We start from the raw sequence: 16,181 nt of genomic DNA on the forward strand, positions 1-16,181 counted from the left end.
AAAAATAAAAAGCTCGACCTATAAACGAACCGTGAGGGCCGTTCATTAGGGCACACAAGCGCAATGCTCTTCTGTGGCGAGGGAGCTTGCTCCCGCTGGGTCGCGAAGCGGCCCCAAAAAAGGACTGCTGCGCAGCCCAGCGGGAGCAAGCTCCCTCGCCACAAGTTTTTGCAAGCCTCGATATTTTTCTTGAGTGGACGGCAAACCTTACGCCTGTGGCACCACCTCCCGATCGAGTACCGCGACCACGGCGCTCAGGCATTCCTCCCGTTGCAGGATATCGAAGTGGCTGGCGGTGACGGTTTGCACCTTGCGCAGCCGCGGTTGCTGACGTTCCAGCGTCGCGCGTTCGGCCGTCGGGTTGCCATCGGCCCACCAGCAGCACAGTTCGGCGTTCGGCAGCGGCAAGGTCTCGACCTGCCGCGACAGCGCCTTCAAGCGGGTGCTGACCATGAACGTCTGCGCCAACTCGTCGGCACCGAGCAACGCGTAACCGCTGGCCTGCTCACCTTCGGTGTCGATCACTGTGCGAATGATCCGCGCAACCGCGTCCTGATCGCCCGAGGTTTCGACGCTCAACGCCTGGGCAACGACTTCGCTGTCCATGCTCAACGCTGCACCGAGGAACTCGCTCAGGTCTGCGCGCCACTCATCGACACTGGCGACGGCGTTGGCCTGGGTCGGCACAAAGCTGTCCACCAGACCGACGAACGCCACACGCTGGCCCTGCTGTTCAAGCAGGTCGCCGACCATCAACGCCAGCGCCCCGCCCAACGACCAGCCCAACAAATGGTACGGGCCTTGCGCTTGTTTGCGGCGGATCGCTTCGACGTAGTCCGCAGCCATTTGCTGCAGCGAAGCGTCGTGCCACTGGCGGTCAAGCAGCATGCGGCATTGCACGCCATACACCGTGCGCTGACCTTCCAGTCGACGGGCTAGCGGTTCGTAGTCGAACACGGTGCCGAAACCGGCGTGCAGGCAGAACAGCGCCGGCTGATCATCCACTGGCTGGTTCAACAGCAACAGCGGTTCAGGGCTCTGTTTGACCGGTTGCTCATCGACACCGGACAACCCGGCGATGGTCGGTTTGGCCATCATGTCGCGCAGTTTCAGCTGGAAGTCCGGCTCATTCAGCGCCCGCACCTTCGAGATCACCTTGAGCGTGCGCAGCGAATCACCGCCCAACTCAAAGAAATTGTCGGTGATGCCGACTTTGTCGACACCCAACACTTGTTGCCAGATCTCGGCCAGTGCCCATTCCAGCGGCGTGCGCGGGGCCACGTAGTCGCGGCCTTCGAAGGTCGGGTCCGGCAGGGCCTTGCGGTCGAGCTTGCCGTTGGGTGTCAGCGGGAAACGCGGCAACACCACGATCTGCGTCGGCACCATGTAATCCGGCAGGCTTTCTCGCAAGGCGGCCTGGCAACGCAGGCCCAGACCGTCGTCTTCGGCCGCGACCACATAACCCACCAGTTGCGGACCCTGGCCGCTGTCACGCACCACCACGAGGGCGTCGTTTACTCCGACTTGCTCACGCAGACGGGCTTCGATTTCACCCAGTTCGATACGGAAGCCGCGCACTTTGACCTGATGGTCGATGCGTCCCACGTAATCGAACACGCCATCCTCGCGGCGGCGCACCAGGTCGCCGGTGCGGTACAGACGACCGCCGTCGCGGCTGAACGGGTCCGCGATGAAACGCTCGGCGGTTTGCCACGGATGACGATGGTAGCCGCGCGCAACGCCACGACCGCCGATGTACAACTCGCCGACCATGCCCACCGGCAACGGATTGAGGTCCATGTCCAGCACATGCAGGCTGCGGGTGCCGACGCGGCGGCCAATCGGCGCATACATCGCCTGACAGTGGCCGTCGGCAGCGATTTTCCACAGCAACGGCGTGACCACGGTTTCCGTCGGGCCGTAGCCGTTCACCAGGTATTGCGGCTTGAGCGTGTGCTTGACTCGCTCGAACGTGGCGTCTGGCACCGCATCGCCACCGAAGCAGTAGATGCGCACTGGCGGCGGATCACCGCCCTGCAACTCGGCATGTTCGGCCAGCTGCAGCAGGTACGCCGGCGGGAAGCAGGCGACGGTGATGCGCTGACGGTGCAACACCGCCAGCGTCTGCTCGGCGGTCCACAAGGTGTTGTCACGCACCACCAGAGTGGAGCCGCTGATCAGCGCGGTAATCCAGCGTTCATGGGCACCGTCGAAGGCGAACGACATGAAATGCAGTTCGCGATTGCCCGGGTCCATTTCGTACAACTCGGCAATCGCCTGCACGTGCATGCTCAACGGCCCGTGGGCCACGGCGACGCTTTTCGGTTTACCGGTCGAGCCCGAGGTGTAAATCAAGTAGGCCAGTTGCTCGGCGTGTACGTTGCTCAGCGGCGCCGACACTTCGACATCGAGGTTCAAGCGGTCCACGGCGACCATCGGCGTGCCCGGATTGAGTTGCGCCGTGTCACGCAAACGCTCCTGGGTCAGCAACAAACGCATGTCACTGTCGGCCATCATGTAGCGCAGACGTTCCTGCGGGTATTGCGGGTCCAGCGGCACGTAGGCGGCACCGCATTTCATCACTGCCAACAGCGAAACCACCAGTTCCAGCGAACGCTCCATGAACACGCCGATCACGTCTTCGGCCTGCACGCCCTGCTCCAGCAAATGAACCGCCAAGGCATCGGACCGACGATCCAGCTCGGCATAACTCAAGCGCTCGGCGTCGTGGTCGGCATAGCTGAGCACCAACGCGGTGTGGTCCGGTTGCAGGCGCGCCCGCTCACGGATCAGCTCATGCACCGGCCGTTCGTGGTCATCGGCCAGCATCGGCAGCTCGCCGTCGAGTTGCCGGCCTTCGTCCAGCGTCAGCAAGCCCAACTCGCCCACCGCGCGCTCGGCGTTGTCGCACAGACGCTGCATCAGGCTTTCCATGTGGCTGCGCAAAACTTCGACGGTGGCCAGGTCGAACTGATCGCGCTGGTGCATGTACTCGATGCGCAGCCCCTCATCAAGGCTGACCATCAAGTCCATCGCGAAGCTGGTCAGGCCGAAGTCGGAGACGTCTTCGAAGCGCAATGAATCGCCGTTCCATTCACGCAACGTGCGGTCCACCGGCTGGTTTTCGAAGACGATGATGCTGTCGAACAGCGACTGCCCGCCCTGCCCGGCCCAGCGTTGGATATCGCTGAGCGGGGTTTGCTGGAAGTCGCGGATGTCGAGGTTGTAGGCCTGGATCTCGCGCAGCCAGTCACCGACGCTCGCTTCGGTCGGCACGCTGTTGACCACCGGCAAGGTGTTGATGAACAGCCCGAGCATGTTCTCCGAACCGTTGAGGGTTTCCGGACGGCCCGACACGGTTGCACCGAACGTGACCGTGCGTTGACCGGTGTAGCGCTGCAACAGCAACAGCCATGCGGCTTGCACCAGGGTGTTGAGCGTCACTTGCTGCTGCTGGGCAAACGCCTGCAAACGCGCGGTTTGCTGAGCATTCAGGTGCGTATAGATCGCGTGATAACCTGTTTGCGGCGCCTTCACCGGCAACGCGCGGGCCAGGTGCGTGGCGCCTTCCAATGCGCTGAGTTTGTCTTTCCAGAACACCTCGCTGGCCTCGGCCACCTGCTGGCCGAGCCAGTCGATGTAGTCGCGATACGCAGCCACCGGTTCCTGCGCGTCACCGCTGTAATGACGCAGCACTTCACCGATCAGGCGCGACACACTCCAGCCGTCCATGAGGATGTGGTGATAAGTCCAGATCAGGCGATAGCGGTCGTCTTCCAGACGCACCAGCAGCAGGCGCAACAACGGCGCGCGGTTCAGCGAGAAGCCGCGTTCACGTTCATCGGTGGCCAACTGACGTACGCGCTCGGGTTGGTTTTCCACACCGCGCCAGTCCAGTTCGGTCAGCAGCGCCGGCGCGTTGCACAGCACCACTTGCAGCGGCTCCTTGTCGCCCTCCCAGAGGAACGCGGTGCGCAGGATCGCGTGGCGCTGCGCGGCGTCGGCCCAGGCTTCGCGGAAGCGCGGACCGTCAACGCCACGCACGCCCACTTCGATCTGGTTGACGTAAAGCCCCGAGTCGCCGTCCTGCACCGAGTGGAACAGCATGCCTTGCTGCATCGGCGACAGTGGATAAACGTCGTCCACCTCGTCCGCCGTCAATTCCAGCGCCTGATATTGCGCTTCGCTCAGTTCGATTTTCAGCACTGGCGCCGCCATCACCGGCGCCGCTTCCACGGCATCCACGGCCTGGGCGACCGTCGCCAGTTCAGCGATGGTCGGGTGACTGAACACGTGTTTGGGCGAAATGCTCAGGCCGGCCTTGCGCGCCCGGCTGACCGCCTGGATCGACACGATGGAGTCGCCGCCCAGTTCGAAGAAGTTGTCCTGAATGCCGACCGGCACTTCGAACAACGCCTGCCACACGTCTTGCAGCGTCGCCTCCACGGCATTGCGCGGCGCGACGTATTCGCGAACCTGCTGATCGGGTTGCGGCAACGCCCGGCGATCAAGTTTGCCGTTTGGCGTGACCGGCAATTGCTCAAGCATCAGCAGATGACTCGGCTGCATGTGCTCGGGCAGCGCGTTACGCAGGTGCTGCTTCAGCGTGTCGAGCACCAACGACTGGCCGACCACGTAAGCCACCAGCTGTTTGGATTTACCGACATCCAGCGCGATCACCACGGCCTCGCGCACCTGTGGATATTCCAGCAGGCAGGCTTCGATTTCGCCCAGCTCGATGCGCAAGCCACGGATCTTCACTTGATGATCGATGCGGCCGACGTATTCGATCACGCCGTCCTCGCGGTAACGCGCCAGATCGCCGGTGCGGTACAGGCGCTCGCCTTGTACGCCGAACGGGCTGGCGACGAAACGCTCGGCCGTCAGGTCCGGACGACGGTGGTAACCCCGCGCCAGGCCGATGCCGCCCAGGTACAGTTCACCGACGCAGCCCGCCACTTGCGGTTGCAGGCTGTCGTCGAGGATGTAGGTCACCAGGTTGGCGATCGGGTAACCGATCGGCACGCTGATCGAACCGTCATCGACACAGGTCCAGTGGGTCACGTCGATGGCGGCTTCGGTCGGCCCGTACAGGTTGTACAGACCAACGCCGGGCAGCACGCGGAACAGGCTGTTCTGCAAGTCCGCCGACAGCGCTTCGCCGCTGCACATGATTTGCCGCAGGCTCGCGCAGCGTTCAAAGCCTTCGCCCTGAACAAACGCCTGCAGCATCGACGGCACGAAATGCAGGGTGCTGACCTGATATTGCTCGATCAAACGCACCAGCTGTGCCGGGTCACGGTGGGCGCCCGGCTCGGCCATCGCAAGGCGCGCACCGACCATCAGCGGCCAGAAGAACTCCCACACCGACACGTCAAAACTGAACGGCGTTTTTTGCAGCACGGTGTCGCGTCCGTCCAGCGGGTACGCGCCCTGCATCCACTCGATGCGGTTGTACAACGCATCGTGCCGGTTGGCCGCGCCCTTCGGTTTACCCGTGGAGCCGGAGGTGTAAATCATGTACGCCAGCGATTGCAGCTCGACCACGCACGGCAGGTTTTCGTCGCTCAAGCCTTCGATCAGTTGAGCGCTGTCGTCCAGGCAGATCGCCATGGTGCCGGCCGGAATCGGCAATTGCGCCAGCAGATGACGTTGGGTCAGCAGCACATGCACGCCGCTGTCTTCGAACATGTGCTCCAAGCGCTCGCGCGGGTAATCCGGGTCCAGCGGCACATAGGCGCCACCGGCCTTCATGATCGCCAGCAAGCCGATCACCAGTTCCAGCGACCGCTCGGCGGCAATGCCGACCAGCACTTCGGCGCCGACACCTTGGGCACGCAAGTAGTGCGCCAGTCGGTTGGCCTGTTGGTTGAGTTGACGATACGTCAGGGTCTGACCGGCAAATACCAATGCCGGAGCATCCGGTGTTTTCAACACTTGAGCTTCAAAGCACTGATTGACCGGGCGCACGTCGGGCCAGGTCACGGCGGTGTCGTTGAAGCCTTGCACTTGCTGCTCAGTCTGCACGGCGTCGAGCAGGCTCAGTCGGCCCAGGGCTTGTTGCGGCTCACGGACCATGGCATCGAGCAACGCCACCAGACGATTGCTCAAGCTTTCGATGGCTTCGGCGGCAAACAGCGCCGTGTCGTAATTGAAGCGCAGGTCCAGGCACTGGCCCAGCTCGGCGGCGATGGCCAGCGGGAAACTGGTCTGATCGTGATTGCTGATACCGGAAAACTTCAGCGCGCTCGGATTACCGCCCTCCAGCGCCTCGGCGACCGGGTAGTTTTCGAACACCAGCAGCGTGTCGAACAGCGCCTCGCCGGAATGCCCGGCCCAGCGCTGTACATCCGCCAGCGGCGTGTATTCGACATCGCGCAATTTGAGGTTGAGCGCCTGCACCTCGTCCACCCATTGGCCGACCGTGCGCTCAGGATGCGGCGTGGCGATGACCGGCAAGGTGTTGATGAACAGGCCGACTTGCTGCTCGATGCCTTGCAACTCGCTCGGACGCCCCGACACCGTGGCGCCGAATGCGACGGTGCGCTGGCCGGTGTAGCGCTGCAACAGCAACACCCACGCTGCTTGCAGCAAAGTGTTTGGCGTGACGCGGGCCTGACGGGCGAAACCGCTGAGGCGCTCGGTGGCGGCGCGGTCCAGACTCAGGTGAACGGTGCGATGACCATCGCCCTGCCCTGCGACCGGTCCCGGCATTGCGCCGGCCAAACGCGTCGGCTCGCTGAACGCTTGCAATTGCTCCAGCCAGAACGCTTCGCACGCGGCACGATCACGCCCGCCCAGCCACGTCATGTAATCGCGATAACGACCGCCACCCGCCACCGGCATCACACCGGAATAACGCTGCAGCACTTCGCCGAACAACTGCGAGGTGCTCCAGCCGTCCAACAGAATGTGGTGGTTGGTGAAGATCAGGTGATGCGTGTCGTTCGCAGTCTGCACCAGAGTCAGGCGCAGCAACGGCGCGGCCGTCAGGTCGAAACCGCGCAGGCGCTCGTCTTCGGCCAGCCGTTCCAGGGCCATTGCCTGATCCGCTTCATTGCGCCAGTCGAGCACGGTCAATGGCAGCGTGGCGTGGGCCAGAATCACTTGCAACGGTCGCGAGCCATTGCTCTCGCTGAAGAACGCTGCACGCAGCACTTCATGGTTTTCCAGCGTTTGTTGCCAGGCGCTGCGGAAAGCCTCGACCTCGATGCCCTGCACGTCCACGCGCATTTGCGGAATGTAAGCGCCGGCATCCGGGGCGAACAAACTGTGGAACAACATGCCTTCCTGCATCGGCGACAGCGGGAAGATGTTTTCGATTTCACGCGCCGCCAGTGGCAGTGCATCGAGCTGCGTCTGATCGACGCTGACCAGCGGCACATCACTCGGCGTCAGGCCACCGGCACCGCTGAGGCAGTGTTCGATCAGCTGTTGCAGCTCGGCGGCATAGGCCTCCGCCAGACGCTGCACGGTGTGCTCGGCAAACACTTCGCGGCTGAAGGTCCAGCTCAGGCGTAGTTGCCCGGCGTACACCTGACCGTTAATGCTCAGGCCACGGTCCAGCGATACCGAAGCACCTTGTTCGGCGCCGCCGCTTTCCCGGGCCGGACGCCACGGTGCCTGTTCATCGAAGCTGGCATCGAACTGGCCCATGTAGTTGAAGGTGATTTGCGGTTGAGGCAACGCCTCAAGACCGGCCTGCGCCAGATAGCGCAGGATGCCGAAACCGATGCCTTTGTCCGGCACGGCGCGCAGCTGTTCCTTGACCGCCTTGATGCTGCCTGCCAGATCGCTGGTCGGGGTCAACTTGACCGGGAAGATCGAGGTAAACCAGCCCACGGTACGGGTCAGGTCGATGTCGTCGAACAGGTCTTCGCGGCCGTGGCCTTCCAGTTTGACCAGGGTCGAGGGCTGGCCGGTCCAGTCGCCCAGCACCCGCGCCAACGCCGTCAGCAACAGGTCGTTGACCTGCGTACGGTAAGCCGCCGGAGCGTCTTGCAGCAATTGGCGAGTGAAGGTGCTGTCGAGCACGGTTTCCACGCTCACGGCATGTTCGCTGGCCAGACTGCCTTGTGGATTATCGGCGGGCAGGTCCACCACCACGTCGTGATACTGGCGCTGCCAGTAAGCCGCCTGACTCGCCAGTTCAGGGCTTTGCGCATGCAACTGCAAACGCGCCGCCCAGGCTTGATAGGCGCTGGATTTGGCCGGCAGGCGCAGGGGTTGAGCCTGACGCGCCTGGTCATAGGCCGTTTGCAGATCTTCGAGCAACAGACGCCAGGACACGCCGTCCACCGCCAAGTGATGCACCACCAACAGCAAGCGCTGACCGGCCGCGCCCATGTCCACCAGCAAGGCGCGCAACAGCGGGCCGTCTTGCAAACTCAGGCTGGCTTGGGCGGCGTTGCAGTGGGTCAGTAGCTCGTCGGCGTTCGTAGCCTGACGTTGCCACAACAGTTCGGCGCTGTTCCAGTGTTCGGCCTGAGCCTGCTGCCAAACGCCATCCACCTGACGCAAACGCAGGCGCAACACGTCGTGATGTTCCAGCAGCGCGGCCACTGCCTGTTGCAGGCAGGCGCTGTCGAGCGGTTCGCGAAGTTCCAGCAACACCGACTGGTTCCAGTGGTCCCGGGCCTCGATGTTTTGCTCGAAAAACCAGTGCTGGATCGGCGTCAGCAACACATCGCCGCGCACCGGTCCCTGATCGATGACCAGACCGGCGCTGCGCTGGGCGACCTTCGCCAGACTCTGTACTGTCTGGTGTTGAAACAGATCACGCGGGGTGATGCGGATCCCGGCCTGACGCGCACGGCTGACCACTTGAATCGAGATGATCGAGTCGCCGCCCAGTTCGAAGAAGTTGTCGTCGATCCCAACGCGATCAAGCTTGAGCACGTCTTGCCAGATCGCCGCCAACGCGACTTGCATCTCGTCCGCTGGCGCCGTGTAAACCTGCTGCGCCAGAGCGGCATCAGGCTTGGGCAGCGCATTGCGATCGAGCTTGCCGTTACTGGTCAGCGGCCAGTGATCGAGCTTCAGCAAATGCGCCGGCACCATGTAATCCGGCAGGCCCGCCTGCAGGTGTTCGCGCAACGACTGACGCAGATCGGCGACGTCCTGGGTGACGGTGAACCACGCGACCAGTTGCTGGCTGCCATTGATCTCAGGCGCCAACACCAACGCTTGCTCGATGGCCGGGTGACTTTGCAGACGGTCCTGGATTTCTCCCAGCTCAATGCGGAAACCACGAATCTTCACTTGATGGTCGATACGCCCGGCGTACTCGATGCTGCCGTCGGCGCAATAGCGCGCGAGGTCGCCGGTGCGATACAGGCGTGCACCCGCTTCATCGGCAAACAGGTCCGGGACAAACCGCGTGGCGGTCAGGTCGGCGCGCTGGTGATAACCGCGCGCCAGACCGGCACCACCGACGTACAGCTCACCGACGCAGCCCTTGGCCACCGGGTTCAGGCGCGGGTCGAGCACGTACCAGCGCAGGTCGGCAATCGGCTCGCCCAGCGGTGAACTGTTGGCACTGTCGAGGTCGGCGCGGGACAACGGCCGGTACGTCACGTGCACGGTGGTTTCGGTGATGCCGTACATGTTGATCAGCAATGGCTGCTGGTCGTCGAACGCGTCGTACCACGGACGCAGGCTCGCGACGTCCAGCGCCTCACCGCCAAACACCACATAACGCAAGGCCATGCCCTGGGCATTGGCGCAGGCAAACGGCATCAACTGGCGGAACGCCGACGGTGTCTGGTTCAGCACCGTGACCTGTTCATCGCACAGCAGGCGGGCGAACTCTTCCGGGGAACGGCTGATGGCGTGCGGCACCACCACCAGCTTGCCGCCGTAGAACAGCGCGCCAAAAATTTCCCACACGGAGAAGTCGAAGGCGTAGGAATGGAACAGGCTCCAGACGTCGTCCGCGTTGAAACCGAACCAGTGTTCGGTGGCGCTGAACAGGCGGGTCAGGTTGCTGTGCGGCAACAACGTGCCCTTGGGTTTGCCGGTGGAGCCGGAGGTGTAGATGACGTACGCGAGGTTTTCCGGGTGGGTCAGGTTCGGCAGGTATTCGGCGGACGCTTCATTGAGCCAGTCACTGGCGTGGTCGAGGCAAATCACTTCGATGCCTTCGGACAACGGCAGTCGCGGCAACAACGCGGAGTCGGTCAGCAACAGGCGCGTGCCGCTGTCGGCCAGCATGTAGGCCAGACGGTCCTGCGGGTATTCCGGGTCCAGCGGCACGTAGGCGCCGCCGGCCTTGAGGATCGCCAGCACGCTGACGATCATCTCCAGCGACCGCTCCAGCGCGATTCCCACCAACACGTCCGGGCCGACGCCGCGTTCGCGCAGACGATGGGCGATGCGGTTGGCCTGTTGGTTCAGTTGCGCGTAGCTGAGGGTGGCACCGTCGCAGGTCACCGCGATGTTGTGCGGGTGCGCGGCAGCCTGGGCTTCGATCAGTTGATGAGCGCACAGCAAGTTTGTGGCCTGCGAAGCGGCGCTGCGGTTCCAGTCCAGCAAAGTCGCTTGCTGCTCGGTTGAGGCGAGCATGCGCAGGTCCGCCAACGCGACCGAACCGTCGGCGCAAATCGCTTGCAACAGGTTCAGCCAATGCTGCCCCAGACGCTCGATAGTCGAGGCGTCGAACAATTCAGTGGCGTAAACGAACGAGGCGTGGATGCCGTCGTCGTTCTCCACGGTGTCGAGCATCAGGTCGAACTTGGTGGTTTTTTCATCCCAGATCAGCGGTTCGACGCTCAGGCCCGGCAAGTCCCAGCGCTGTTTGCCGCCGGCATCGCGCTGGTGGTTGAACATCACCTGGAACAAGGGCGTATGGCTCAGGCTGCGTTCGACATCGAGCCCATCGACCAGTTGCTCGAAAGGCAGATCCTGATGCGCCTGTGCGCCCAGTGCCGCGGTTTTGACCTCGGCCAGCAATTGCAGAAATGGCTGATCGGCATGGGGCTGGGTACGCAGCACCTGGGTGTTGACGAAAAAGCCCAGCAGGTTTTCCACGTCCTGACGGGTACGGTTGGCAATCGGCACGCCGACGCGAATGTCCCGTTCGCCGCTGTAGCGATGCAACAGGGTTTGCAACGAGGCCATCAGCACCATGAACAGCGTGCAGCCTTCGCGACGGGCGAGATCCTTCAGGTTGATCGCCAGTTCGGCCGGCACTTTCAGTTCGACGCTGGCGCCCTGCTGACTCGGGATCGCCGGGCGACGACGGTCGGCCGGCAGGTTCAGCGGCGGGTGCTCGCGACCCAGTTGTTCACGCCAGTACTCGAGCTGACGCTCGGCCTCGCCGGCCTCCAGCCATAGACGCTGCCAGCGGGCGAAATCGGCGTACTGAATGCCCAGCTCCGGCAGTTGCGCCGGCTGCCCGGCGCTCAGTTGCGCATAGAGCTGAGTGAACTCCTGTAACAGAATCGGCAGCGAACCGCCGTCAGTGACGATGTGGTGGAACGTCAGCACCAGCACATGCTGTTGCGCGTCGAGACGGATCAACCGGCAGCGCATCAGCGGGCCATGCTGCAGGTCGAACGGCTGCTCGGCGTTCAGGGCGATCTGACGCTGCAGTTCGACTTCATCAGCGGCGTCGGCCTCGACCAGCGGCGCATCCATCTGCGGGTGAATTTTTTGCAGCACGTGCTGCTCGTCGAAGACGAAGGTGGTGCGCAACACTTCATGACGTTGCACCAGCGCGGCGAGGGTTTGCGCCAGCGCTGCGCGGTTCAGCTCACCGCTGAGGCGAAAGGCACCGGTCAGGTTGTACGCGGTCGCCTGCGGCTGCATCTGCCACAGAAACCACAAACGCTGCTGCGCGTAGGACGCCGGCAACGTGTCGACCGCCGGGTCCCTTGGCGGGATCGGCAGCAGCTCAAGGGTCAGGCCCTGCGCGTGCATCTTTTCTTGCAAGGCACGCCGCGCGTCCAGGCTCAAGCCGCAGAAACGCTGGGCCAGGGTCATCATTCTGTCCGGTGCAGCACTCATCGCGTGTGTTCCTCATCCACTTCGTCGAACAACGCTTCCAGCGCGTCTACATCGTTTTCTTTGTGTTCACTCTGCTGACGGAACTGCTCGATTTCCGCCGCCAGGCGCTCCAGCGTGTCGCCTTCGAAGAACAGCTTCAGCGGGATCGCCAGGTTCAGTTCTTCCTGAATCCGCGCGCGAATCCGCGTCGCCAGCAGCGAGTGGCCGCCCAGCTCGAAGAAACTGTCGTGCACGCCGACACGTTCCACGTGCAGCGCTTCGGCCCAGATCGCCGCCAGGACTTTTTCCAGGTCGGTGCGCGGGGCGACGAAGGCACTGCGGCGTACGTCGAGGTCGAGCAAGGCCTGGCGATTGAGTTTGCCGTTGGGCATCAGCGGGAAGCGTTCCAGCACTTGCAAGCGAGCCGGCTGCATGTGCTCGGGCAGCGCTTCGCCGAGGTGACTGCGCAATTCGTTGAGGCGGATGTCGGCGGTGTCGGCCGGGGAAATCACGAAGCCCAGCAGTTGCGGGCCGGTCGGCGTTTCGCGAGCAATGACGGCGGCGTCTTCGATGCCAGGTGCGCTGAGCATGGCGGATTCGATCTCGCCCAGTTCAATGCGGAAACCGCGGATTTTCACTTGATGATCGACCCGGCCCAGGTACTCCAGCACGCCATCGGCGCGGTAGCGTGCGAGGTCGCCGGTGCGGTACAGGCGCTGACCGGCCTGCTTCGCAAACTGGTCGGGAACAAAACGTTCGGCAGTCAGCGTGGCGCGCTTGAGATAGCCGCGAGCGATGCCGGCGCCGCCGACATACAGCTCACCTTCGACGCCCACGGCCACCGGCATCAAGTCCGGGCCGAGCACGTGGATGCGCATCCCCGGAATCGGCTGGCCAATCGGGATGGTGTCGTCATCCTGACCCAGCGGCAGTTCCCACGCCGAACACCAGACCGTGCCTTCAGTCGGGCCGTATTCGTTGACCAGCGCCAACTGCGGCAAGGCCTCGCGATGTCGTGCGACCAACGCGTTGCTGCACGCTTCGCCGGCGACGATCACGCAGGCCAGGGCATGGTCGCCGAGGTGTTCGAGAATCTGCGCGTGGTAGGACGGCAAGGTCAGGTAGTGGGAAACCTCTTCACGCTGGATCAACGCTGCCAGCAGCGCCGGGTCCTTGTAGCTGTCTTCGTCCGGCAGGCACAGGGTCGCGCCCTGCCCCAACGCCCAGAAAACCCCGGCCACCGAACTGTCGAACGAGAACGACGAGAGCATCAGGAACGCGCGCAACGGCTGACGATAGAACGCGCTGCGCGCCAGGGTCGAGGCCACCGCGTTGGCGTGACTGATCATCACGCCCTTCGGTTTGCCGGTGGAGCCGGAGGTGTAAATGACGTAGGCCAGATTGGCGCTGTCGCCCAGCGGCATTGGTTGCTCTTGTGAAGCGGACCAGACCTCGGCATCGGCCATCAGCGAAATCACTCGCTCACTGTGCAACGCTTCCGGCAGCGGCTGGCAAGCCAGGACCTGACACGCTGCGGCGTCCTGCAACATGAACGTCAGACGATCGATCGGGTAGTTGGGATCGAGCGGCAAGTACGCGGCGCCGGCCTTGAGTGTACCGAGCAGTGCGATAACGATTTCCAGCGAACGCTGACCGTAAACCGCAACGATTTCGTCCGGCGCCACACCTTGGGCGCGCAAGGTGTTGGCCACTTGGTTGGAGCGTGCATCCAGCTCGGCATAACTCAGGCGCTGGCCATTGACGCTCACGGCGATGCGTTGCGGATGCAGGCGTGCATGTTCGGTGAACAGGTCTTGCAGGTAGCGGCACGGCAATGCCTGCTCGGCGGCCAGCGGGTTGAAGTCCTCGATCAAACGGGTCAGTTGCACCGCGTTGACCTGAGTGGCCTGGCCCAAGGTCAGCTCGGGCGAGGTCAGCAACTGACGGCTGAATTCGACAAACTGTTCCAGCCAGGCCGCCAGCATCGACTCGGGCACCGCGCCGGCCAGGCACGACAGCTGCAAGTGTTCACCCTGAACCCGCAGACGCAGGACTTCCGGGTTGGCGTCGCCCACTTCTATGTTCGCCTCGGCGTCGGCTTGAAACACCAGGCCATAACGCAGCGGCGTCGCGACTTCGGCGCTCAGTTCGAATTCGTTGAGGCAGTCGAGCCAGGACAGCGATTGCTCGACGCTGGCAGCAAACGATGCCAGCGCTTGCGCCAGGGTCTCGTTACTGCGGTTGTCGAAGGCCACTGGCAAACGACGGGCGAAACGCCCCAGGGTCGCTTCGGTCTGCTCGTTGCGCCCCGCCACTTCCCAGCCCATCAGCAACTTTTCCTGATTGCCGATGCGCGCCACGAACGCACTCCACAACAACAGCGCCACACGCTGCGCCTCGACACCCTGATCGTCGGCCACCCGTTGCACATCGGCCAGCCATGCCGCGTCGTCGAGCGTGGCCTGATGGCGAACCAAAGTCAGGTCAACGGCTTTTTCGAAGGGCAAATGATGCGCCAGCGCGAACTGCTGTAGCAGGTTGCGCCAGAACGCCGCGCCTTGATGGCCGATGTCTTCTTCGCGCAGTTCTTCCTGCCACGCGGTGTAATCCAGGTACTGCAAATCTTCCCGATTGTCGGCCAGTGTTTCGCCGCGCAACAGGCTCGCCAGCTCCGCCGACAGCACCTGCAGCGACACTTCATCGAGGCTGCTGGCCGGCGCCAGCAACGTGACGAAATGCTGACCTCCTGCGGTTTGCACGGGCGTCACCACCAATACTCGAGCCGGATCGGCAGACAGGGTTTCACGGCTACGGCTCAGGGCTTCGGCCACCGAAGACACGTTATCCAGCAGCGTCACCGGCAGCTCTTCGCACAGACTTTGCACAGGCCACTTCATGCCCGGCAAACGGCGATAGACCGTGCGCAGGGTTTCATGGCGCTGGCCCAACTCATCCAGTGCCGCGCGCAATGCCCGCGCCTCTACAGCCTGGGCGACCGGCACGGTCAGGGCGGCGAACAAGGCCTGTCCGCCCAGCTCCTGAGCGCGCAAATAAAAGGCTTGCTGGGCCGAAGTCTGAAAAACGTCTACCGAAGGTTCGAGGGCGGTGGTGTTCATGTCGAGGGTCCTTATTCCTGATCCAGGTCGGCGCTTTTCTGCGCGATGGCCATGGCCGTGAGGATTTTTCTGTAGCCAGTGAATTCGTTGCGCGCATGCACGCTGAGGATGTTGTCCAGCAGGACCACGTCGCCCTTCTCCCAGGCGAACTCGACCATCACGTCGCGATAGATGCCTTGCAGGTGGCGGATGACGTCGTCGGGAATGGCCGTGCCGTCACCGAAGAAGGTGTTCTGCGGCAGGTCCAGCGGGCCGAATTCACCCAGCAGGTTGTCGCGGATGCTGTCCGGCAGGGTCAGCGCGTTGAAGAAGGTGCCGTGGTTGAACCAGATGCGCTCGCCGGTCAGCGGATGGCGCACGATCGCCGGGCCGTTTTGCCGGGTGCGCAGGCGATTGCCCGACTTCCACTCGGCCTGAATACCGATCTTGGCGCAGTAGGCTTCGACTTCCGCGCGGTCCTCGCTCTGGAACACGGTCTGCCACGGCAGCCCCATGCCGTCGCCGTAGTTGCGCACGTACATGATGCGTTTACGCTGAAACTCCTCGCGCACGGCCGGGTCGATTCGCGCGAGGATTTCGCGGGTGTCGCCAAACGGGGTTTCGCCGCCGGTGGTCGAGGGCGTGTCGCAGTAGAAGTACAGGTGACGCGGGAACACCGGCGAGTAGGAATGCTCGTTGTGCGGGAAGATTTTCTCCGCCGCCGGGTAGTCGGTGGAGCTGTAGATCTTGAACTGGCCGGTGATCTGGGTCCGTGGCGAGGCGCGGAACAGGTACTCCAGGGCACCGTCGGAAATCGCCGCCACGCAGCGGTTGAACTCGGCGATGTCAGCCACCTGGAAGCCACGGAACAGAATCACTGCGTGCTCAAGCAGCTTGCTTTCGATCAGTGCGCGATTCTCCGTCGCCCACTCCACCAGGCTCACGCCGGGCACCGCCGGGCGGCACACCAGGGGCATGCTGATGCCGTCGAACATCGGCGCAAAACTCACCAGCCGGGTCGGGTCGGTGGACAGGCTCTTGCGCGCACCGCGGCCGATTTTGGGAATGGACTTGGTGGTTGAAACAGTCATAAACCCCTCC

Annotated in this window: 3 protein-coding genes; all 3 read right to left on the reverse strand. The window is 63.3% G+C overall.

What is annotated here, in order from left to right:
• Nucleotides 1-207: 207 nt before the first annotated feature.
• Genes KJF94_RS17155 through KJF94_RS17165 form a run of 3 tightly spaced genes read right to left on the reverse strand, consistent with a single transcriptional unit; the run spans nt 208 to nt 16,171 of the window.
• Nucleotides 208-12,006, reverse strand: a complete 11,799-nt coding sequence (locus KJF94_RS17155) for an amino acid adenylation domain-containing protein (protein ID WP_214377473.1) — start codon at nt 12,004-12,006, stop codon at nt 208-210.
• Entirely contained in the window at nt 12,003-15,101 is a 3,099-nt protein-coding gene (locus KJF94_RS17160; RefSeq protein WP_214377474.1) for a non-ribosomal peptide synthetase, read from the reverse strand. The genes KJF94_RS17155 and KJF94_RS17160 overlap by 4 nt, the downstream gene beginning before the upstream one ends.
• A gap of 11 nt (nt 15,102-15,112) precedes the next feature.
• Nucleotides 15,113-16,171 (reverse strand): TauD/TfdA family dioxygenase, encoded by a 1,059-nt coding sequence (locus KJF94_RS17165; RefSeq protein ID WP_214377475.1) that lies wholly within the window; start codon nt 16,169-16,171, stop codon nt 15,113-15,115.
• Nucleotides 16,172-16,181: the final 10 nt, after the last annotated feature.

The sequence above is a fragment of the Pseudomonas hormoni genome (genome assembly GCF_018502625.1).
In the GTDB taxonomy this organism is placed as follows: Bacteria; Pseudomonadota; Gammaproteobacteria; order Pseudomonadales; family Pseudomonadaceae; genus Aquipseudomonas; species Aquipseudomonas hormoni.